Below are 22,370 nucleotides of genomic sequence, written 5' to 3' on the forward strand. Positions count from 1 at the left end.
GAGTCCGCGCTTGCGGCAGTATTCGGCCAAATCAGTTTCGTTCAGTGCTGCCGTTTCCAACACCGCCGCGAACTTGTCGCGCGAAGACCAACCCTCAGGGCCAGCGTCAGCGTCAGGCAGAAGCTGCCCCTTGCTGCGCGCATCAGCCCGCCACTTGTGCAGTGTAGCCTCGGAAATCCCTTCATCCTGCGAAAGCTGCCGAATGGCCAAGTTATTCGGCGGCAGCATCCGCTTCAGAACAGCCGATTTTCGTTCTGGTGAGTATCCCACGTCATTGTCCTATCCCGCCCACCTGAAAATTAGAGAAAAGTAGAGCAGCGGACAACAACCCTGACAGAGGGGGATTACGGCCGTGTCGTCGTCGTCGAAAGCCATCTTGAAATGCTGTGGGCGGTCTACTTGCTGTCCATGCCATGCGTGGCCACCATTGTTGAGCAGGTTGCCTTCGACTGGGTCGATGCCACTGACAAAATCCGCACGAAATACTTCGACTTCGTGGTGATCCGCCACAATGGCCAGCGTCTTGCCTGTGAGGTCAAGCCGTCCGTGCGCCTGGTAAGTGGCCAAGTTGAAGCTGAGCTGGCTCAAATCGCCGCTCAGATGACGCCAGACTTTGCGGACGGCGTCCGTCTTCTGACGGAGAAAGGCCTCGATCCGATCAGCACCTACAATGCTGAGATGTTCATGGGCATGCGTGAAGACGATCCGGACGTGGACGTGGTCGCGCTGCTGGTTATCCGCGAATTGCGGGGCGCTGCTTCCATGGCCGAACTGACCGAAGTGATTGGATACGGCGCGCGCGGTTTCCGTGCACTGGTCCGTCTGATCATGAACCAGATTCTGCGGATCGAGCGCCATGAGCGCATTAAACCGGAGACGATGGTTTCTGTGCGGGGGAACAGCTGATGCCCTTGGATTTCAAAACAACAACGCGCCCGACGTTCTTCTTTGATACCGTGGACCGTGTGACGATCGACGGCATCGCCTATATCCCGGACTACCGCAATTCTGAAGGCTATCTCTTCCGCCGGGAGGACAGCACTGGGGTGTCAGAGAGCTTCAGTTTTGAGCGACTGAGCAATCTTCACCAAGCAAAACGTCTTTCGGTCGAAGCTTCGTATTATGATCCGCAAAAAGCGGTCAGGAGGATGTCAGTCGCGGCAAATTCCGTTGGTCTGCTGTCCGGGCCGCATGAAGAACGCGTGCGCATGCGCAATGCCTTGGTTGCATCATTTCTGGAAATGGAAAAGGCGAAAGAAGTCATCCGGACAGATGCGTCAATCGAAGCAAATCGTTCGCAGATTTGCGCTCGTGCCGCGTCTTATTTTTCAGCGCATGCCGTTCTTCCGAACGACAAGGTGGTTGTGCAGCCGAGGAAATTTTCAGCGAGATCGCTCCGCCGCTGGCTTAAGCAATTCGAGGCGTTCGGTATGTCCGGCAACGTGGACAAGTATGCGGATTGCGGAAACCGGAATGGAATTGTGGATCATGAAGCGCGTGCTCTGCTGGCAAAAGGGGTGCGCGGGTTTCTGTCTCTTGATCGACCAACCATTCAGACGATTGCAAACCGCACCCGTGCTTCGTTTTCCGTCACGAATGAAGCGCGCGTCAGTGATGGTTTGCTGCCACTTCCTGTGCCGTCGCGCGGTGCCGTCAGTGCCGCGATTAAGCGTTTAGATCCGTTTTCCGTGGCAGTTGGAAGGTATGGCAGGGAGGCAGCCGTGCGCCAGATGCGTCAAACCGGGCAGGGCATCTGTCACCTTGATCGCCCCATGCAGCGGGTCGAGATGGACGAGAACCGCATCGACCTGATGTCGATTTTCAGGGAGGAAGGGCTTGTCGATTTTCTTTCCGAAGACGAGCGTCAACGCTTGGGGCTGAATGGCAAAAAGGGCCGGTGGTGGTGGACTGTCGCCATCTGCGCCACCACGCGATGTATCGTAGGAATGCGCCTGTCGCGGACGCCCACGCGGCATAGCGCATTAGAAACGCTCCAGATGATGATGGTCGACAAAGGGGAATGGAGTGACGCCGTACAGGCCCGATCCCCTTGGAACATGTGTGGGTTGCCAGAACTTCTGGTGACTGACTGCGGCTCTGCATTCAAGTCCACCGAATTCAGAACGGCTTGCGAGGACTTGGGCATTCGTACAGAACGGGCCATTGCCGGCTTCCCGCAGCTGCGTGGCCGCATCGAGCGGTTTTTCCGCACCATGAGTGCCAATCTGCTTCCGCTGCTGTCTGGCCGGACTTTTTCGACGATTATCCAGCGCGGCGAATACGACTCGGAGGCGCGCGCTGCTCTGACCGCAGATGAACTCACCTTCGCCCTCATCCGCTGGGTTGTCGATATCTACCACAACACTCCACACGAAGGTCTGGACGGCGCAACGCCTTTTGAGACGTGGCAGAAGGCGTCTGACACCTACGGCGTCAGGCCACCACCGTCGATTGATCAGATGGGTCCGGTATTCGCCAAGCCGATGAAGCGGGTGCTAAGCGGCGAAGGTATTACAGTGATGGGCGTGCGATACCACAGCGACGATCTGGCTCGTTACGGCGTGCACAACGATGAGAAGCTATTGGATGTTCGTTGGTACCCCGGGGACATCGGTGCGATCTGGGTCAAACTTGAAACCTGGGTCAAAGTCGCTGCCGTTTTCGATGGTTTCGACGGCGTAGTGGCAGGTGACTGGATCACGGCAGCCCGTCGATTGCGGATGACACTGCGGGGCGGCCAAGCCGTATCACAGGACATCGCGTATAGAGCCATCCGCGAGATCGATGCTCTAAACAATGCAGCCAAGACACGTGCAAACATCCTGGCCGAGGATTTGTCAGAAGAGACCTTGGCTCACCTCGAAGACAGCCTGTTTCTGGGCTTTGTTGTCGGGCGTGAGCCGGTTCAGCCGGCTCGTGACAGGGCTGCCGATGGCATCGGTGACATTGTCATGCCGGCCGTTGAGGACGCCGAACCTCCTGCTGCTGAAGCTGTGATTCCACGCCGTCGTGGCACTGGCACCATGAAGATTGAGGAGTAAGACATGACCGCATCAACAAAAACGAAAGCGGAGATTGGCAGCATCGTGACGAAGCTCCAGGGACTGCACATTTCCTCCGATCGGGATGAGCTTCTGCGGGACGCGATTGACGCGCTCTTGCAGTCCGACGAGCAAAGCAATCTGTTGCCGGCACCCCGTTTATTCAGTCGGGGCCTCGAAATTCATGGTCTTGCAGTTTCGGATGCCTCAGGTGGCGGCAAAACGCACACAATCCATAATTGTCTGTCGAAACACCCTGCCTTGGTGGCATCGGGCGGCGATCCGGCCCGATTCCTGCATGTGACAGTGCCCAGCCCAGCCACGCTGAAGAGTCTTGGCTGCGAGATTCTGCGTGTCAGCGGTTATCCTGAAATTTCGGAACGTCGTGAGCGTTGGAGTATCTGGAATGTCGTTCGGAACAGATTGGCTCTTCTGGGTATCTGCGTGCTGTGGGTCGATGAGGCCCATGACATGATGGGCAATAAAAAAGAGGTAAAGGACCTGCTGAAGACCCTGAAGCGTCTGATGCAGGGCGATCAGGGTGTCATCGTCGTCCTGTCAGGGACAGATCTGTTGCTTGACCTGATCTATCTTGATGAGGAGGTGGAACGTCGGTTCACCAAGATCCAGATGCCGCCAATCACAGATGCGACGGAAGGCGAAGCACTTTCCGAAGTCATCTCCGGGTTTTGCAAAATTGCCGGATTGAAGCCACCTGTAGAGCCGGGGCTCGTTCCGCGCTTGATCCACGCCTGCCGCGGCAGATTTGGGATCTGCATCGAGAAAACGATTACCGCAATTGAATATGCCCTTCTCGACGGCGCAGCCGAACTCAGTTTAACGAACTATGCTCATGCTTGGTCTGCGACAGAGTCGCGCCCGCCAGAACAGAATGTGTTCGTAAGTCCGCAATGGGCGTCAATTGATCTCGATGTAAGAAATCATCGCGGGACCAAAGGACGTTCGCGATGAAAATCTTGAATCCTTCATTGCCCTACGACAATGCGGAAACCACCTTGTCCTGGGTGGCGCGGTTGGCCGCGTTCCATACGGGGGGTGATCTCATGTCGTTTCTGCACGACATTGGCATCCCTTATGGTGACATGCTTGCCAATCGAAAGCATGCCATTGCGCGCCTGTGCGATCTTACAGGCGAAGACCATAACTTGGTCTCATCAAATGCAATCAGTCAGGTCTCCCAGCGCAGATATACCTTCGGAGGGCACACGTTCGCCTCTGAGTTTTTGCACGGCACGAACATGATGTTTTGCCCCGCCTGCCTCGTTGTAGACGACGAAGGGGGCCCGAACCCTGCTATCCAGCGCCGGGGCCTCACGATTTGGACGATCCGGGCTGTCAGGACTTGCCCAAAGCATGACCTTCCGCTGATCAATCGGAGAGAAGCCGTATGGTCAGATTGCCTGCGCGAAATGGCAATTCGTGTGCCTGAGAGGGGCCCCGCCCTGGCGCGTCTGGCAGCAGGCCTAACCCCACGCAAGCCGTCGCCGCTTCAGAACTACTGCCTCGACAGGTTAAGGGGAATGGCGGGTCCGGCATGGATGGATGGGCAAGGCATTGAAAGTGCATTTCGCGCGACCAGCTTGCTCGGTGTCGTCCTTGCTTTCGGACCAAGACGCAAACTGAACCAGCTGACCGAGGATGAATGGGACACCGCCGGGCGCACTGGCTTCCAGTATTCCTCTCGCGATGAAAATGGGATTCGTGAAGCCCTCTCAATTTTGCAAGCGAGACTATCGGTCGGCAAACAGATTTCCAGAAGCAGATCAGGCCTCCCGATGATTTTCGGGCAACTTTATCTTTGGTTGTCGGCACCCAAAAACGGGAAGGAAACGGGCCCAATTCGCGAGCTGGTGCGCGAACACATCCTGGACACGATGGAAGTACATCCCGACAGAGTCTTGCTGGGCGAGAAGGTGGGCGTTCGCCGCCGCCACAGTGTGCATTCCCTTGCAACTACGACAGCCACTCATCCGACGACAATCCGCAATTTTCTGGTCACATCAGGACTGATCCCCAAACATGCTCAGAAGGCCATCGATGCAACTTTTGATGCGTCTGATGGGGAGCGCCTGGTTGCGATGATGAAGGCATCGGTCGCTCAGATTCATCTTCCCAAGGTGCTGAACACGACCCGGGGGCAGGTCGTCCAGCTTATCGAGGGTGGCATCCTAAAAAAGATTTCCAGTGAAAAAGACGGGCAGGGTCGTCAACAGACTGCCGTGCCGCTCGATGAGGTTCAACGGTTCGTGACCGCTCTCACCCATGACGCTCAAAAGGTAGAAACGGCGCCGGAGGGGACGTTCGGCATCCCGGAAACAGCACAGATTGCGCATGTGCCGACCACAACGATCGTGCAGCTTCTCCTGGATGGCGACCTGACCCTTGTTTATCAGCTGGCACATGTACCGGGCTATGGAGGAATCCGTTTGTATCCTGATGAGGTCAAGGCCCTTGCCAAGCCCCGTGATCCAAGAGGTGTCATCCGTTTGAAGCGTGTCCCGGACCGGCTGAAAATGTCACACGCGACCGTCAAGGCGCTCATTGCTGAAAAGGAAGGCGGGCCAATTCTTCCGACAATCAGTCTCGAAGGTCTCCCCGTTGTTCTGGTGGAGGTTCAGATGCTCGACGCTTTTGCCCGTAACTACGTGGGATTCACATCGCTAAGTCGGAAGCTGAGTCTCAATTCCTACCAGCTGAAAAGGAAGCTGGAAGCCGCTGGGGTTCAGCCCATTGATGAACCTGCCCGGTTGCGGGAGCGGATCTATCGCAGAGAAGACGTAAAGAACCTCTGACCTCCGAAATATTATCGAAAAAGGCTGCTTTTAAGCAGCCTTTTTTTTATCGCGTGAGGTTTTTCTGATGGACAAACTTTGGCTATCAAAATGGACAAACCGATGAATAATTATCGGAAAAACCCTCTGTTATTGGGTTTTTTTAGCGGCCGATGGACAAACTTTGAACGCCGCCACACTGTTGATCGTCTGATGTGCTTTACGTGAAGCACTGACGCGGCTCCGAACGCGATATGAAAAAGGGGGCGACGCTGCGGCGTGGCCCTTTTTTGCATTCTATATGGCAATTTTCGGAAGAATGATGGAGCGCCGCTGATGGCGCGACTGGGCGCGGTGCGGGTGATTGACGCCTAGCGTGCGCAGATCAGAAAGCCGTCATTTTTTTGTTTAGTTGTTGTTAATACGGGAAAATATCACAGGATATATCCCCCGTCCGCGCTATAAACTCTTTTAGTCAACTATTCTCGTTGACGTATCTGACTGTTTCAGTCAGAAAAGGCGTATCATCCTAGCCACCCTTACGGCAGCCCGGAACACACAATGCCAAAAGGTGACGCTATGTCCGCTTCTACCCATACGCAGGATGCGCCAACGCATAACGCCAAAGACCTAATGGCGGGCGGCGATCAGGCGTGGATTTTGCTTTCGGGGCAGGCGTATCTGCTGCGCGTGACCCGCGCTGGCAAACTGATCCTGACGAAATGAGCGTGCGTCCGCATTTTCCCGGTGTGGATGTGCCGCAGCAGACACCGCGTGGCGGTGCCCCAGTTGGCACTTTGCAGGAACTGGGGCCGATTGAGCTTGGGGCCGTTGTCTACCTGCGGGCGTGGTGCACGGGCGGCGCGGATCGCGGCATGATTGCGCGGGACTTTGCCCTTGTCATGGGCGATGCCGCTGGGCCGATGGTGGCCGATTTTGATGCCCTGATGACGGCGGTTCTGACCAATGCCCGGCGGCCTATTATGCGGCACGGGCTGGGATGCAGTTGTTTCTGCGGGGATGAAAGCGCCTTTGCCAATCTGGTGGCTGCTGCCGCTGGGCGGGACCATGAAGAGGCGCTTTTGTTCGCCAGCACCTTGATCAAGGGCCATGCGGCATGGGGTGCGGTGGAACTGGCTTTGCGCCTTGGGCAGGTTTTCCTGCGGCTTGCGCGGATGCCAAATACCGCACCGGTCCCGACACATAGCCAACATAACTTACGCTACAAAAACTAAGGAACACGATCCGATGAAATCCATGCTTTTCGCCATGACGGCAACCACGGCACTGACGGCGCTGCCCGCATTCGCGGTCGAGCGGGCCGAGGTGCTGGACACCTATGCCAACATCGCGGCGGCCGGATATGCGGATAGCCTGACCACCGCGCAGGCGCTGCAAACGGCAGTGGACGTATTGCTGGACCAACCGTCAGAGGCGGCGCTGCAAGCGGCCCGCACCGCATGGATCGCGGCGCGCGTGCCCTACATGCAGACCGAAGCCTACCGGTTTGGCAACGCGATCGTCGACGATTGGGAGGGCCGCGTGAACGCTTGGCCGCTGGACGAAGGGCTGATCGACTACGTTGAAGCCACCTATGGCGGTGCGACGGACGAAAACGAATTTGCCGTGCTAAATGTCGTGGCGAACCCGTCGTTTACCCTGTCGGGCGAAGAGGTGGACGCGAGCGCGATCACCCCCGCTTTGCTGCAGGACACATTGCAAGAGGCGGACGGCGTCGAGGCGAATGTCGCGACAGGCTATCACGCGGTAGAGTTCCTGCTGTGGGGCCAAGACCTGAACGGCACCGATGCGGGGGCCGGGGATCGGCCTTGGACCGACTATACGGCAGGGGACGATTGCACCAACGGCAACTGTGACCGTCGCGGCGATTACCTGCGTGCGGTGACTGATTTGCTGGTCACGGATCTGGACGAAATGGCCGCGGCTTGGGCCGATGGCGGGGCTGCGCGGACCGCAGTTTTGGCGGATGAAACCGCTGGCATTTCGGCCATGCTGACGGGCATGGGGTCGCTGTCGTATGGCGAGCTGGCAGGCCAGCGCATGAAGCTGGGCGTCATGATGAATGACCCCGAAGAAGAGCATGACTGCTTTTCCGACAACACGCATATGAGCCATTATTACGACGGGCTTGGCGTTCAAAACGTCTATCTTGGCAGCTATACCCGCGTTGATGGCAGCACCGTCAGCGGCCCATCGCTGTCTGACTTGGTCGCGCAGGCTGATCCGGCGATTGATGCGCAGTTAAAGACCGAGCTTGAGGCTTCCGTCGCTGCGCTGGCCGTGATCCGCGATAAGGCAGAGGCTGGCATGGCCTATGACCAGATGCTGGCCCGCGACAATACCGAAGGCGAGGCGCTGGTGATGGGCGCGGTGGACGCGTTGGTTATCCAGACCCGGTCGATCGAGCGGGCGGTCGCCGCGCTGGACCTGAACGGGATCGCGGTCGAAGGGTCCGATAGCTTGGATAACCCGAACGCCGTGTTCCAGTAACGCAGGTCCCGCGTTGCGCTGTTTGTCAGACGGCGCCATGTGATGTTTGCAAGTGATGCGGCGGGGCCTCGCCGCATCGACCCATTTCAAAAGACAAGATGCCGATATGACCCAGCGATACGGAACCCTTTTGCTTGGATGCGCGGCGGCTTTGGCGCTGGGCGGCACGGCTTTGACGGCGCAGACGCAGGCTGAAAGCTACGACCTGAACGCGCCGCATCTGACGGGTCAGGCGCGGACGGACGCAGAGGCCGCGCGCATCGCGGCGGTCACCGCGCCGACGACAGATTTCACCAAGGCGGAACCGTTCGAGGCGAATGGCGCAGGCGCGGCGACGGTGCGGGCGCGGGACAACGGCGATGCATTCTCGATCCCCTCTGCCAATATGCCGTTCGCGCGCGAGTTGGACTTTAAGGTCGGCGACGGGCTGTTTCGCAAACTTTGGGTGTCCTCGCCGTCCTCGACGCTTGTGTCGGACGGGCTTGGGCCGCTGTATAATGCGCGCAGTTGCCAGAATTGCCACCTGAAAGACGGGCGCGGCCATCCGCCTGAAGGCGATGAAGAGGCCGTGTCGATGTTCCTGCGCATCTCGGTCCCGGCACCGACCGATGCGGATATGTCAGAACTGGACGCGTTCCTGCTGAGCCTTGGCGACGATGACACGCCGCGCACAGCGCCCGATCCGGTCTACGGCGGGCAGTTGCAGAACTTTGCGGTGCAGGGGCATCCGGCGGAATATCGCATGGGCATCACCTATGCGGATGAAAAGGTGCAATTGGCGGGCGGGCAGACGGCCACACTGACTGCGCCGACCTATACGGCTGACAATCTAGGCTATGGCCCGCTGGCCCCCGGCGCGATGCTGTCGCCCCGCGTGGCCCCGCAGATGATCGGTCTTGGCCTGCTAGAGGCGATCCCTGCCGCCGATATTCTGGCGCAGGCCGACCCGGATGATGCGGATGGGAACGGTATTTCTGGGCGGGCGCAGGTGGTTTGGTCCTTTGATAAGAACCGCCCGATGCTGGGCCGCTTTGGCCTAAAGGCGGGCGCGCCGACGATCCGCGAACAATCCGCCGCTGCCTTTGCTGGCGATATCGGCATTTCCACCCCGATCTTTGACGCGCCTTGGGGCGATTGCACGCAGGCGCAGGCAGATTGCCAAGGCGCGCCGCACGGCACAACAGGCACCGAAGAGCTGACCGAGATCAACGCCGAAGGGCTTGATTTGGTGACGTTCTATGCCCGCAATCTGGGCGTGCCGGAACGGCGCGATGTGGACGATCCGCGCGTGTTGCGCGGCAAGCAGGTGTTCTATGACACGGGGTGCATCGCCTGCCATACGCCGAAATATGTCACCGAACGGCTGGATGATCAGCCAGAGCAAAGCTTTCAGCTGATCTGGCCCTATACCGACATGCTGCTACACGACATGGGCCCCGGTCTGGCAGACAATCGTCCCGAGGGGCGTGCAAATGGCCAAGAATGGCGCACCCCGCCGCTGTGGGGCATTGGTTTGACGCATACCGTGTCGGGGCACACATATTTTCTGCACGATGGCCGCGCCCGGTCCTTGTTAGAGGCTGTGCTGTGGCATGGTGGAGAGGCGCAAGCGCAGCGTGATGCGGTCGTCGCGATGGCTCCGCAGGACCGCGCTGATCTGATCAAATATCTGGAGTCGCTATGAAATCCGCATTGTCCCTGATCGCCGCGCTGGCGGCATCCCCTGCCTTTGCTGGCGTAGAGGAGGTGGTGGATGCCCATATCCTGCCCGGCTATGCGGCGTTCGAAGCGTCCGCCGCTGGCTTGCGCAAAATTGCCGCTGCCGATTGCACGCCGGATGCGGTGCGCCCGGCTTGGAACGACACCTTTGACGCTTGGATGGCGGTCAGCCATCTGAAGTTCGGACCCATCGAACAAGACGGCGCGTCCGTTATCGTGGCCTTCTGGCCGGACGAACGCAGCGCGACGCCAAAGGCGCTGGCCCGGCTGATTGCCGATCAGGACCCGATCATCGACACGGCGACGGGGACGGCGCAAATCTCGGTCGCGGCGCGGGGCATCTATGCGTTGGAATACCTGCTGTATGATCCGCAGTTCGATCAGGCGGGGGATTATGGCTGCGCTCTTACGCAGGCGCTGACCGCCGATTTGGCGACCATTGCGGCGCGCGTTGATCAGGATTGGCAGGACGGCTACGCCGAAACCATGCGCACGGCAGGCGCTGCGGGAAACCAGACTTACCTGAGCGATAAAGAGGCGACGCAGGCGCTGTTCACGGCGCTGCTGGCGGGGCTCGACTTTGATGTTGAGCAGCGTTTGACGCGTCCGCTGGGTACCTTTGATCGGCCCCGTCCGAACCGGGCAGAGGCGTGGCGGTCTGGTCGCAGTCAGCGCAACATCGTGCTGTCGTTGCAGGCTCTGGCCGATCTGGCGTGGCATCTGACGGATGGCACGGCACCGATCACGGATGCCGCTATGACCCGCGCGATTGAATTGGCCGAAGGTCTGGATGATCCAATTTTGGCAGGGGTGGACGACCCATCCAAGCGGCTAAAGATTGAAATTGTGCAACAAGCGGTCACCACCGCATATGACGCGGTGCTAGGCGAAATCGGCGCATCGCTGGGCGTTTCGGCAGGCTTTAACTCTGCGGACGGGGACTGACATGACGACGCGGCGCGGATTTCTGGCCAGCCTTGCGGCAGCGGTTGCGATCCCAAGTGTGACGTGGGCGGATGCGGGATCACCAGATTATTTGGCGGCCGCGCGAGAGCCTGACGGCAGCTTTGCGCTGTACGGTGTGACAGCGCAGGGGCAACAACGGTTTCGCATTCCGCTGCCGGGGCGCGGCCATGCTGGCGCGGGCCATCCGGTCCGTCCAGAGGCGGTGACCTTTGCCCGCCGGCCCGGCACCTATGCATTGGTGATCGACTGCGCGCAGGGCCACGTGATCCGCACCTTGACCGCGCCAGAGGGGCATCATTTCAGCGGGCATGGCGCGTTTTCGGCGGATGGTGAACTGCTGTTCACCGGAGAGATTGATAACGCCACCGGCAGCGGCTGGATTGGTCAATGGACCCGTGCCGGTGGCTATCGCCGCAGCGGGCAATTCGCCTCTGGCGGGATTGGCCCGCACGAGATTTTGCGCCGCCCGGATGGGGGCTTAGTTGTCGCCAATGGCGGGATCATCGCTGCGCTAGACGACGACCGCACCAAGCTGAACCTTGATACGATGCGCCCGAACCTGACCTATCTGGCGCTGGACGGCACGGTCGAGGAACAGGTTGAATTGTCCCCCGATCTGCATTGGAATTCGATCCGCCATCTGGCCGCCCATGCGGATGGCACCATCGCCTTTGCAATGCAGTGGGAAGGCGCGGCAGCGGTCACGCCGCCCTTGCTTGGGCTGCACCGCCGCGGGCAGGCACCCGTTATGTGTACGCTGCCCGATGCCATGGCGACGCGGATGCAGAATTACGGGGGCAGCGTCGCGTTCGAGGCCGCAGGCGACCGCGTCGCGATCACATCGCCCAAGGGCGGTGTGCTGGCGATTTTCGATCTGGACGGGACATTCATCGACATGCCCGTGCGGGCCGATGTCTGCGGGGTCGGGGCCGCGCCGGATGGCTTTATGCTGACGGATGGCTTTGGCGGGATGGCGCGGTTTGGGGCCAATGCTTTGGCGGGTGTCGCGGCCTTTGATGTCGCTTGGGATAACCACCTGATCACGATCTGATCGCCTGATATCGCAGCCTTTGCGGCCCAGCGGCGGTCCTGTAAGCTGCCCGCAACCCCCGCCGGTTTCGCCCAGTGGTTGGGCATCAAGGAGGCCGGAATGGCTGGCGACGACGATCAAGATAAGACGACCTGCGCCCTGTGCGGCAAGGCGATGCCGCGCGGCGATGCTGTGTCGCTTGCTGTCATGCGGCCCGATATGACGGCAATGATCTTGGCAGATCATCCGGATATGGGTCCGAACGCCTTGATCTGGCGCGCTATCGCAGGATGCATCTGGAACACATCCTGACCGACGAGGCGGGCCGCCTGAGCGCGCTGGACCGCGAGGTGATCGATGCCCTCGCCTCTGGCCAAATGCTGACGCAAGATCCGGGCGATAGCGACGACCCAGCCGCAACCAGCTTTGGCGAGCGTATGTCGGACCGGGTGGCCGCCTTTGGTGGGTCGTGGACCTTTATCATCGGCTTTGTTGTGACGCTGGTGGCGTGGATGTTGCTGAACGTGACCGGCTTGATGTTCCGGGCATTCGATCCCTATCCGTTCATCTTTTTGAACCTGATCCTGTCTTGCGTGGCGGCTTTGCAGGCCCCGATCATTATGATGAGCCAGCGCCGGCAGGACGAAAAGGACCGCATCCGTGCCGAGAGTGACTACCGCGTCAATCTGAAGTCAGAGCTGGAAATTCGCGCCCTGCATGAAAAGATCGACCACCAGTGGGAGCATCTGTTGCGCATTCAGCGCGCGCAGTTGGACCTTGTTGATCCGAGTGATGCGGAGTGAAGACTGCAGCGCGCTTTAGTCACCCGCCGCCCCGCGCCCCCGGTCCGTGATGCGGGTCTGCAGCACGTTCAGGACACGGGCGGCCGCAGGCGTGAGCGCGGCGTTCCGGCGGCAGATCAGCGCATAGGGGCCGACGGCCATATCGGGGGCCACGTTCAGGATGCTGATATTGCTGTTCATGCGGTCAGGTGCGAACAGCACATCGGCAATCGACCGCGCCACCGGGGCCACGACATCGGTATCCGACACGATCGCCAGCGTCAGCACCAGCGATGAGGTGCTGAGCGTACGCTGCGGCGGGGCGAGGTCGCGGTCCAGCAAATAAGCCTCGACCGCATGGCGCATCAGACCGCCTTGGCTTTGCATGACCCAGTCGTAGGCGAGCGTGTCGGCCAAGGCGGGCTTTGGGCTGCGCGTTAGGGGGTGATCCTTGCGCACGATCAGGGCGATAGGCTCTGCCCCGATGGGCATCGCGGTGATGTCGCGGGCAGGAGCACCGGGCAGCATCCGGCCAAGGTAAAAGTCGATGCGCTGGGCCAGCAAGGCGTCTGCAAGCACGTCAGATGTTTCGACCATGACGTCGAATTCAATCTCTGGATGGGTCACGCGCATGTCGCGGATCAGGGGCAGGATCAGCTCTAACCCCGCGCCCGTAACCGCGCCGATCCGCACCAGACCGCTGGTGCCTTGCGCGTGGGTGTCGAGGCTGGCAAAGGCGGTTTCCAGATCGCGCAGGGCTACGCGGGCGCTGCGCACCAGCAGTGTGCCAGCCGCCGTCAGCCCTGCGCCGCGCGGGTGGCGATGGAGCAGGGGCGTGCCAGCGGTTTGTTCCAGCTCTGCCAGCATACGGGACGCGGCGGGCTGGGTGATGCCGACCTGCGCCGCCGCGCCGGAAATTTGACCAAGGTCTGCCACCGCAATCAGTAGCCGCAGTTGCGGCAGGCGCAGGCCGCGCTGGATCAGGTTGGCAAGGGTGCTGGGCGGGTGTGTCATGATGGGCCTGCGGTTGGGTGCTGTGAGCGATATACCAAAGATGGTATGGCGGGTGCAATGAATTGCATTGGCCGTGCATACCGCAAGGCAGTAGATTGCGCGCAGCGGCCCGCTTTGGTCGACACCCTTGATCACATGACGCACGCCGTAACGATCTTATGCGGCGTCACCCTTTTTAGGAATTCGCGATGACCTTCACGCCCGCCCCATGGCCCCGCACCCTGCGTTCGCAAGAATGGTATGGCGGCACGAGCCGCGATAATATCTATCACCGGGGTTGGCTGAAAAATCAGGGCTATCCCGACGATCTGTTCGACGGGCGCCCTGTGATTGGCATTCTGAACACATGGTCCGATCTGACCCCCTGCAACGGCCACCTGCGCGAGCTGGCTGAAAAGGTGAAAGCTGGCGTGTGGGAGGCTGGCGGCTTTCCCGTCGAAGTTCCCGTGTTTAGCGCGTCCGAAAACACATTCCGCCCCACGGCGATGATGTATCGCAACCTTGCCGCGATGGCGGTGGAAGAGGTGATGCGCGCCCAGCCCATCGACGGCGCGGTGCTGCTGGTGGGCTGTGACAAGACGACTCCGTCGCTGATGATGGGGGCTGCATCGACCGACATTCCGTCCATCGTCGTCACTGGCGGGCCGATGCTGAACGGCTGGTTCAAGGGCGAGCGTATGGGCTCTGGCACGGCGCTGTGGCAGATGTCCGAGGACATCAAAGCGGGCAAGATGACGCAAGAAGACTTCCTTGCGGCAGAGCAGGCGATGAGCCGTTCGTCTGGTACCTGCAACACGATGGGCACCGCGTCCACCATGGCCAGTATGGCCGAGGCGCTGGGCATGGCCCTGTCCGGCAACGCCGCGATCCCCGGTGTCGACAGCCGTCGCCGGGTCATGGCGCAGATGACGGGCCGCCGCATCGTGCAGATGGTCAAGGACGACCTGAAACCGTCGGACATCATGACCAAGCAGGCGTTTGAGAACGCGATCCGGTGCAACGGCGCGATTGGCGGGTCGACCAATGCGGTCATTCACCTGCTGGCGCTGGCGGGCCGGGTTGGCGTCGATCTGACGCTGGACGACTGGGATCGCTGCGGCCGCGATGTGCCGACGATCGTGAATCTGATGCCATCGGGCAAATACCTGATGGAGGAGTTCTTTTACGCGGGCGGCCTGCCTGTCGTGCTCAAGCGTCTGTCCGAGGCCGGGATGCTGCATGACGACGCGTTGACCGTGTCCGGCACCACCATTGGCGAAGAAGTTGCCGGCGCGCAAAACTGGAACGATGACGTGATCCTGCCGGTGGAAAAGGCGCTGGCTGCATCGGGGGGCATCGCCGTGCTGCGCGGCAACCTTGCGCCCAATGGCGCGGTGCTGAAACCGTCTGCCGCCAGCCCGCATTTGATGAAGCATCGGGGCCGGGCCGTAGTGTTTGAAGACATCGACGACTATAAGGCGCGGATCAACGATGATGCGCTGGATATCGACGAGAACTGCGTCATGGTCCTGAAAAACTGTGGCCCCAAGGGCTATCCGGGCATGAGCGAGGTCGGCAATATGGGCCTGCCGCCCAAGGTGCTGAAGAAGGGGATTACCGACATGGTCCGCATTTCTGACGCACGCATGTCAGGCACGGCTTACGGCACTGTCGTTCTGCACACCGCGCCAGAGGCAGCCGCTGGCGGCCCGCTGGCCGTCGTGCGCACGGGCGATATGATCGAGCTCGACGTCGAGGCCCGCCGCATCCATCTGGACATCAGCGATGACGAGCTTGCCGCGCGTCTGGCCGCATGGACCCCCGCCGCGCCGATGTTCACGTCGGGGTATTCCAAGCTGTTCGTGGATATGGTGGAAGGGGCGGATACAGGGGCCGACTTTGGGATCCTGAAAGGAAACCGTGGAAACGAGGTGCCGCGTGACAGTCACTAATATCAGAGGCGCAGGCGCTGGCGGCGTGGGCCGTCAGTTGATGAGCGAGCCGATAGCCCTGCTGGGCATCGGCAAGATTGCCCGCGATCAGCACATACCGGCGATTGCCGCATCGAATGCCTTTGCGCTGGCGGCCACGGTCAGCCGGTCGGGCGGTGTGGACGGCGTTGAAAACCATGACGACATTGCGGGTTTGCTTACGGCGCGTCCGGATATCCGCGCGGTGTCGCTGTGTATGCCGCCAGTGCCACGCTTTGACATCGCCATGGCCGCGCTGGCGGCAGGCAAGCATGTCATGCTGGAAAAGCCCCCGGGCGCCACAGTGTCAGAGGTGCTTAAGCTTGAGCGCCTTGCCCGCGCCAAGGGTGTGACCCTGTTCGCGACATGGCATTCGCGCCATGCCGCTGGCGTCGCGCAGGCCCGCGCCTATCTGCGTGATGCGCAGATCAAACATGTGCAGATCGACTGGAAAGAGGACGTGCGCCGCTGGCATCCGGGACAAGACTGGATCTGGCAGGCGGGCGGCCTTGGGGTGTTCGATCCTGGCATCAACGCTTTGTCGATTATGACGGAAATCCTACCAAACCCGGTGCATCTAACCGGGGCCACGCTGGCGTTCCCGGAAAACCGCGACACGCCGATTGCCGCCGATCTGGCCTTTGCCGGGCCCGCTGGCATGCGTGTCGCTGCTGTTTTCGACTGGCGCCAAGAAGGCCCGCAAGGCTGGAATATTACCGTTGATACCACGCAGGGCCAGTTGCGCCTGACGGACGGGGGTGCGACGTTGCACATCGACGGCATGGCGCAGAAAAAGGACGGGCTTGGGGAATATCCGGGCCTGTATCATCGCTTTGCCGAATTGATCGAGGCGGGTCAGTCCGACGTGGACGTCAGCCCGCTGCAACATGTTGCAGACGCGTTTCTGCTGGGCCGCCGCGATGTCGTGGAGGCTTTTGAAGACTGATTTATAGGACACGATATGACCGCATTGACCGGACAGCATTACATCAACGGCGCTTGGACGGTGGGCGGGACGACGTTCCAGTCCGATCCGGTCAGCGGCGATCCGGTCACGGTTTATTGCGGCGGCGCGGCGGAAATCGACGCGGCGATGCAGGCGGCAGAGGCGGCTTTTGCCACATATGGTTGGACCAGCCGCGAAGACCGCGCAGGCTTGCTCGATGCGATTGCCGACGAGATTGACGCACGCGGCGATGATCTAACAGCCTATGGCAGCGCCGAGACTGGCCTGCCTGCCGCCCGCTTGAACGGCGAGCGGGGGCGGACTTGCGGGCAGCTACGTCTGTTTGCTGATCATATCCGCAAGGGCGCGTTTCTGGACCGCCGCTTTGATCCCGCACTGCCGGACCGTGCGCCGCTGCCGCGCCCTGATCTGCGGATGATCCAGCGCCCGCTTGGCCCGGTGGGCGTGTTTGGCGCGTCGAACTTCCCGCTCGCGTTCTCGACCGCTGGCGGCGACACGGCGGCCGCCCTCGCCGCTGGATGTCCGGTGGTTTACAAAGGCCACCCCGGCCACCCCGCAACCGGGGAAATCGTGGCGCAAGCCATCGCCGCCGCGGTTCAAAAGACAGGCATGCCCAAGGGCACCTTTGGCTTTGTGCAGTCCAATACAAACGCAGCAGGCGAGGCGCTGGTCCAGCACCCGCTGACCCGCGCCGTGGGCTTTACCGGGTCTTATCGCGGCGGCAAGGCGCTGTTCGATCTGGCGATGGCACGGCCAGAGCCGATCCCGTTCTTTGGCGAGCTTGGCGCGATCAACCCCGTCTTTATCCTGCCCGCCGCTGCCACAGCGCGTGCCGCTGCTATCGGCACTGGCTGGGCCGGATCGCTGACGATGGGAGTGGGCCAGTTCTGCACCAACCCCGGCGTTGTCGTGGTGCCTGACGCCCAGGCAGACGCCTTTATCGGCGCAGCGCAGGACGCACTGGCACAGGTCGCGCCCACCCCGATGCTGACGGGCGGCACGGCAGAAGGTTACCGCGCGGGCGTGGCGCAGGCGGCGTCGCATGCCAGCGTGCAGACCTGCCTGAATGCCGGCGGCACAGGGCGCGAAGGCGGTCCGGCGCTGTTCGTCGTCGCGGGCACCGATTGGCTGGCAAACCCCGATTTGGCGGCAGAGATGTTCGGCCCCGCTGGCATTGTCATTCGCGCCAAAGATCAGGGCGAAGTGCATCAGATCGCGCAGGCTTTGCATGGTCAGCTGACCTGCACCTTGCAGATGGACGACGCCGATCTGGACGCCGCCCGCGCGCTTGTGCCCGTGCTGGAACGCAAAGCGGGCCGTTTGTTGGTCAACGCCTTCCCGACCGGGGTAGAGGTGGCAGACAGCATGGTCCACGGTGGCCCGTTCCCGGCCAGCACGAACTTTGGCGCGACGTCCGTCGGAACGCTGGCGATCCGCCGCTTTACTCGCCCGGTGTGCTATCAGGACATGCCGCAGGCCTTGCTGCCGCAGGACTTGCAGGACCAGTAAAACGCGCCGCCGCTGGTGCCTAGGCCCAGCGGCGGGTCGCTTCGGCGATCACGATTTCTTCGTCGGTGGCGATGACCAGCACCTCTATCGCAGAGGTGTCCGTGGAAATGCGCTGGGCGTTTTCTGCGTTGGCCTCTGGGTCAATATCCACGCCCAGCCACGCCAGCCGTTCGCAAATCTGTGCGCGGACAAGGGCTGATCGTTCGCCGATCCCCGCGGTAAAGACGATCGCGTCCAGCCCGCCGTTCGCGGTGGCAAGCGCCGTCAGCTCGTTCGCGGCGCGGTAGCAGAACAGGTCGATGGCTTGGTGCGCCTGAGGCGCTGCGCTGGCCTGAAGCACGGCCATATCGGGGCTGATGCCGGACACGCCCAGCAGGCCGGATTGGGTATACAGCAGGGTTGAAAGCTGCGCGGCCGTCATGCCCTTTGCGTCCATCAGATACAGCAGCACACCGGGATCAATCGCGCCGCAGCGCTGCCCCATCATCAAGCCGTCTAGCGCGGTGAACCCCATGCTGGTCGCGGTGCTGCGCCCCTTTGACAGCGCACACATGCTAGCCCCGTTGCCCAGATGGGCGACGACGACCTTGCCTTGCGCCCGGTCCGTGTAGTCAGGCAAGACGCCTGCGATGTAATCATAGGACAGCCCGTGAAAGCCGTAGCGGATGACGCCGTCGTCCGTCATCGCGCGGGGCAGGGCAAAGAGTTGGGCAAGGCGGTCTTGGGTGCGGTGAAAGCTGGTGTCAAAGCAGGCCACTTGCGGCACCTTCGGCAGCAGCGCTGCAACCCGGCGAATGGCGGCAAGGTTATGCGGCTGATGCAGCGGCGCAAGCGGCACCAGATCGGTCAGGGTGTCCAGCACCTCTGGCGTGACCAGCGTTGGGGCCTTGAAGCTGCGCCCGCCATGCACGACGCGGTGCCCGACGGCGGTGATGGTGACGTCCGGAAATTGCCGCCCAAGCCAGCGCAGCAGGTCGGGGATCAGGGCATCGTGCTGGGCGTCCGGCTTGACCCCCATCGGTTGCGTCACGGGCTTGCCATCGTGGTCGGTCGCCGTGAAACGCGCTGCCGTGCCGATGCCTGCGATCTTGCCGCGCATCAGGGCAGGAAAATCGTCAGTGACGGGAAATAGCGCGAACTTAAGGCTGCTTGATCCCGCATTCAGCGTCAAAATCGCCTGTGTCATCCGATCACCAACCGTGCCAGCGCGCAGGATGCCAGCCGCGCCCAACTGTTATCAGCGCGGCTTGTCAGGATGATCGGCACCGATGCCCCCATGACCAAGCCTGCGGCCTGCGCCCCAGCAAGGTAGATCAGCTGCTTGGCCATCATGTTGCCGGACTCTAGATCGGGCGCGACAAGGATATCTGCATCCCCTGCGACCTGCGATACGATCCCCTTAGCGGTCGCGGATTCGGATGAAATCGCGTTGTCAAACGCAAGCGGTCCGTCCAGCAGCCCGCCTGTGATCTGGCCGCGATCCGCCATCTTGCACAGCGCCGCCGCATGCAGGGTCGAGATCATACGCGGGTTCACGGTTTCGACCGCCGCCAAAATCGCGACCTTGGGCAAGGCGACGCCAAGGGCATGGGCCAGATCAATGGCATTCTGCACGATGTCGCGCTTGGCAGACAGGTCCGGGTCCACGTTGATCGCGGCGTCCGTGATCAGCAGCGGCTTTGGATATGTTGGCACATCGAGGACGTAAATGTGGCTCATCCGGCGCTCTGTCCGCAGCCCGGCCGCGCTGTCGACAGCGGCGTCCATCAACTCGTCCGTGTGCAGTGCACCTTTCATCAAGGCGGCGACTTTGCCCGCGCGGGCAAGGGCGACGGCTGTGGCCGCAGCGGCGTGGCTGTGCGGGGCGTCGATGATTTCGATGCCGGTCAGGGACAGGCCTGCGTCCTGCGCTGTCGCCGTAATCTTAGCTGCGGGTCCAATCAGGACTGGCACGATGATACCGCGCGCCGCTGCGTCCAGCGCGCCGGTTAGGGATAAGGCATCGCAGGGGTGCACGACCCCAGTGCGGACCGGCGGCAAAGCGGCGCTGGCGTCGATCAAGCGGGCGTATTGGCTGGGCAGGGCGACGGTGCGAGGCATTGAATATCCTTCGAAGCAGGGACGCAAAGGGCTCCTGTCCGTCTGATAGTCGTATCCCATGATTGGGGTGTTGATCCACATCAATCTTGACGCAAGGTGCGGGCAAATTGGCGGGGTTTAGCCAGTGATAAAAGCTGCGGCGCGGGCGACGATGATATCGCGGTCGTGATCCAGTGTGGCGACATGATAGGACCGTTCCAGCCAATGCAGCGTCACGTCCGAAGAGCCGACATCGCGCACGATGCGCAGGCCATTTTCGGGCGCAACAACATGGTCTTGGCGAGATTGAAAGACCAAGATCGGCTGTTTTAGATCTGGCAGCATCAGACCCGTTGCGCACGTCAGAATGAAACGCTCGCGCAGTGTTGCGGTGGGGATTTGATCGTAGCAAACCTCTTTGCGGTGCGGGTGCTGGATGTCGGATCCGATGCCGGGATGGAATGCGGTGGGCTGATCGGCAAAGAGTTTGGCGACCTGATCCGGCCGGTAAATGCCCGTGGAGCCGTTGATGGTGATCACCCGGTCAACGCGGTCCAGCAAGCGGATGGCAAGGTTCAGCGCAATCGTGCCGCCTAGCGACAGGCCTGCGACGACGACGTGATCGCAAGTGGTCCGCAAGGCATCGAGCGCAGCCTCGGCCGAGGCGAGCCAGTCGCGGTAACCGGTCCGCGCCAACGCCTGCGGCGTGTCACCATGGCCCGCCAGCAAGGGCACGCTGACGCTTGCGCCAGTGGCCGCGTGAATGGCGTGGCCGACATAGGCGACGCTTTGCGGTGTGCTGGTGAAACCATGCAGCAGCAGCACCCCCGTGGTCGATCCCTTCAGATGAAACGGTCGGGGATCGGTGTCGTAATCCATCGGCTTTTACACTCGCAGCGGCTATTGCTGGATCATAAGACGCAGGATTGGTGCGGCGCTCAAATAGGGTTGTGTGATCGGGTGATCGTAGAATTGGATCACCCGCGACCGCTATTTAGGAAAGCTGTCGCGGAAGGCTTGCAGCAGCTTGGTATCGACGACGCGGCTCCATGCCATTGAGATGGTCAGTTGCGGGGTCCAATCGGGGACCGGCAAGATGGTCAAAGCGGCGGGCAGGCTGTCTGCGGCACTGATCGGATAGAAGGTCAAACCGCGCCCGTCGGCGACCCGCTGAAAGATAACCTGCACATCCCACGCCTCGTCCACGACGTGCGGGGTCAGGCCGGGCGCAAGGAACGCAGCGTCAAGAAGGGCGCGAAAGGACCGCCAGTTTTCGCGCACACCCATGACGAAATCGCTGCCGCGCAGGGTATCCAGCGTCACGGCGTGGACATCGCGGGGCACGACGACCCCGATCTGTGTTGACCAGACCGGCTGCTGCGCGACCTCTGGGTCTTGCACGCTGTCGTGGGACAGCAAAAAGCCGATGTCGATCTTTCCGGTTTTAAGGTTCCGCATCATGGCGTCGGTCGACATCACGTGCATTTCGACCTGGCAGCCCGGATAGCGTTTGTGAAAGCGGTCCAGCCCGGCAGAGATCTGGGCAGAAGTCGCAAGCGCCGAATATCCCACGATAATATGTCCACGCGCCCCAAGCTCGTTCTGGCGGGATGCGCGGATGGTGCGTTCAAAAGTGGCCAGCGTCAGGCGGGCATCATCCAGAAAAACCCGCCCGGCATCGGTGATTTCAAACACGCCGGCAGAACGCAGGAAGATGGCAAAGCCTAGATCCTTTTCCGTGTCCTGGATGGTCTTGCTGACGGCTGGTTGTGCGATATTCAGCGCCTCGGCGGCGGAGCGAAACCCGCCAGCATCGGCGACGGCAATCGTATAGCGCAGGTGACGGATGCCTATGCGGGTCGGACCCATCGCGTTCTCCGATTATATTCTGAATACCGGACCGATAACGAAGTGCGATCACCCGATCAAGCTTTGCGATTTGAAGTGGGCGGGTCCGTGCGGAATGCTGTGGTAAGGCGCAGGAGATCAGGAGGGTCAAATGCGCAGGGAG

21 protein-coding genes are annotated in these 22,370 nt (G+C 61.1%); 15 read left to right on the forward strand and 6 right to left on the reverse strand.

Translation table 11 applies throughout. The annotated features are described in order from the left end of the window. The coding region (locus tag BM131_RS14650; protein WP_217646872.1) for a transposase at positions 1–270 on the reverse strand (270 nt) is incomplete at its 3' end. Between the two features lie 111 nt (positions 271–381). Between BM131_RS14650 and BM131_RS14655 the strand changes: the two genes are divergently transcribed. The 12 genes from BM131_RS14655 (at position 382) to BM131_RS14705 (ending at position 12,862) form a co-directional block, all read left to right on the forward strand. Next, the gene (locus tag BM131_RS14655; protein WP_090190689.1) at positions 382–906 is read left to right on the forward strand and encodes a PDDEXK family nuclease; all 525 of its coding nucleotides are present in this window, start codon (positions 382–384) and stop codon (positions 904–906) included. Next, the gene (locus BM131_RS14660) at positions 906–3,041 is read left to right on the forward strand and encodes a DDE-type integrase/transposase/recombinase (protein ID WP_090190690.1); all 2,136 of its coding nucleotides are present in this window, start codon (positions 906–908) and stop codon (positions 3,039–3,041) included. The genes BM131_RS14655 and BM131_RS14660 overlap by 1 nt, the downstream gene beginning before the upstream one ends. Before the next feature lie 3 nt (positions 3,042–3,044). Continuing rightward, on the forward strand, positions 3,045–4,013 hold the full coding sequence (locus BM131_RS14665) for a TniB family NTP-binding protein (RefSeq protein WP_090190691.1): 969 nt from the start codon (positions 3,045–3,047) through the stop codon (positions 4,011–4,013). After that, the gene (locus tag BM131_RS14670; RefSeq protein ID WP_090190693.1) at positions 4,010–5,854 is read left to right on the forward strand and encodes a TniQ family protein; all 1,845 of its coding nucleotides are present in this window, start codon (positions 4,010–4,012) and stop codon (positions 5,852–5,854) included. Before BM131_RS14665 ends, BM131_RS14670 begins: the two co-directional genes overlap by 4 nt. Before the next feature lie 558 nt (positions 5,855–6,412). Further along, positions 6,413–6,559 (forward strand): hemin uptake protein HemP, encoded by a 147-nt coding sequence (gene hemP, locus BM131_RS14675; protein WP_341223190.1) that lies wholly within the window; start codon positions 6,413–6,415, stop codon positions 6,557–6,559. Beyond that, positions 6,556–7,068 carry a hypothetical protein gene (locus BM131_RS14680; RefSeq protein WP_090190697.1) on the forward strand — a complete coding sequence of 171 codons (513 nt, stop codon included), beginning with the start codon at positions 6,556–6,558 and terminating at the stop codon, positions 7,066–7,068. The genes hemP and BM131_RS14680 overlap by 4 nt, the downstream gene beginning before the upstream one ends. 13 nt (positions 7,069–7,081) lie before the next feature. Further along, the gene (locus BM131_RS14685) at positions 7,082–8,344 is read left to right on the forward strand and encodes an imelysin family protein (protein ID WP_090190698.1); all 1,263 of its coding nucleotides are present in this window, start codon (positions 7,082–7,084) and stop codon (positions 8,342–8,344) included. A 106-nt stretch (positions 8,345–8,450) separates the two neighbouring features. Further along, complete coding sequence (locus tag BM131_RS14690) at positions 8,451–10,028, forward strand: di-heme oxidoreductase family protein (RefSeq protein WP_090190700.1); 1,578 nt, start codon at positions 8,451–8,453, stop codon at positions 10,026–10,028. Beyond that, complete coding sequence (locus BM131_RS14695) at positions 10,025–11,008, forward strand: imelysin family protein (protein WP_090190702.1); 984 nt, start codon at positions 10,025–10,027, stop codon at positions 11,006–11,008. The genes BM131_RS14690 and BM131_RS14695 overlap by 4 nt, the downstream gene beginning before the upstream one ends. 1 nt (position 11,009) lies before the next feature. Then, a complete protein-coding gene (locus BM131_RS14700; RefSeq protein ID WP_090190704.1) occupies positions 11,010–12,080 on the forward strand; it encodes a DUF1513 domain-containing protein in 1,071 nt (356 codons plus the stop codon). A 99-nt stretch (positions 12,081–12,179) separates the two neighbouring features. Beyond that, positions 12,180–12,371 carry a hypothetical protein gene (locus tag BM131_RS20435; RefSeq protein WP_217646873.1) on the forward strand — a complete coding sequence of 64 codons (192 nt, stop codon included), beginning with the start codon at positions 12,180–12,182 and terminating at the stop codon, positions 12,369–12,371. Next, positions 12,350–12,862 carry a DUF1003 domain-containing protein gene (locus tag BM131_RS14705; RefSeq protein ID WP_217646874.1) on the forward strand — a complete coding sequence of 171 codons (513 nt, stop codon included), beginning with the start codon at positions 12,350–12,352 and terminating at the stop codon, positions 12,860–12,862. Before BM131_RS20435 ends, BM131_RS14705 begins: the two co-directional genes overlap by 22 nt. A 15-nt stretch (positions 12,863–12,877) precedes the next feature. Here the strand turns inward: BM131_RS14705 and BM131_RS14710 are convergent, their stop codons facing one another. Next, positions 12,878–13,855 (reverse strand): LysR family transcriptional regulator, encoded by a 978-nt coding sequence (locus tag BM131_RS14710; protein WP_139222641.1) that lies wholly within the window; start codon positions 13,853–13,855, stop codon positions 12,878–12,880. 188 nt (positions 13,856–14,043) lie between these two features. On the opposite strand from BM131_RS14710, the gene araD reads away from it, so the two are divergent. From araD to BM131_RS14725, 3 genes are read left to right on the forward strand one after another with little or no spacing between them, the layout of a single operon-like run. Next, a complete protein-coding gene (araD, locus tag BM131_RS14715) occupies positions 14,044–15,786 on the forward strand; it encodes an L-arabinonate dehydratase (RefSeq protein ID WP_090190707.1) in 1,743 nt (580 codons plus the stop codon). Between the two features lie 40 nt (positions 15,787–15,826). Beyond that, a complete protein-coding gene (locus tag BM131_RS14720) occupies positions 15,827–16,750 on the forward strand; it encodes a Gfo/Idh/MocA family protein (RefSeq protein WP_090190769.1) in 924 nt (307 codons plus the stop codon). A gap of 15 nt (positions 16,751–16,765) precedes the next feature. After that, positions 16,766–18,280 (forward strand): aldehyde dehydrogenase (NADP(+)), encoded by a 1,515-nt coding sequence (locus BM131_RS14725; protein WP_090190708.1) that lies wholly within the window; start codon positions 16,766–16,768, stop codon positions 18,278–18,280. A gap of 19 nt (positions 18,281–18,299) precedes the next feature. On the opposite strand, the gene BM131_RS14730 is transcribed toward BM131_RS14725, so the two are convergent. The 4 genes from BM131_RS14730 to BM131_RS14745 form a co-directional block, all read right to left on the reverse strand. Next, positions 18,300–19,466: an acetate/propionate family kinase gene (locus BM131_RS14730; RefSeq protein WP_090190771.1), complete on the reverse strand. Its 1,167-nt coding sequence runs from the start codon at positions 19,464–19,466 to the stop codon at positions 18,300–18,302. Then, positions 19,463–20,380, reverse strand: coding sequence for a bifunctional enoyl-CoA hydratase/phosphate acetyltransferase (locus BM131_RS14735; protein ID WP_245754262.1), 918 nt, complete (start codon positions 20,378–20,380; stop codon positions 19,463–19,465). Before BM131_RS14735 ends, BM131_RS14730 begins: the two co-directional genes overlap by 4 nt. A 117-nt stretch (positions 20,381–20,497) precedes the next feature. Then, complete coding sequence (locus tag BM131_RS14740) at positions 20,498–21,238, reverse strand: alpha/beta hydrolase (RefSeq protein ID WP_090190711.1); 741 nt, start codon at positions 21,236–21,238, stop codon at positions 20,498–20,500. Positions 21,239–21,349: 111 nt separating this feature from the next. Next, a complete protein-coding gene (locus BM131_RS14745) occupies positions 21,350–22,228 on the reverse strand; it encodes a LysR family transcriptional regulator (protein WP_090190713.1) in 879 nt (292 codons plus the stop codon). Positions 22,229–22,370 lie beyond the last annotated feature (142 nt).

This window comes from Loktanella salsilacus (assembly GCF_900114485.1).
GTDB classification, from domain to species: Bacteria; Pseudomonadota; Alphaproteobacteria; order Rhodobacterales; family Rhodobacteraceae; genus Loktanella; species Loktanella salsilacus.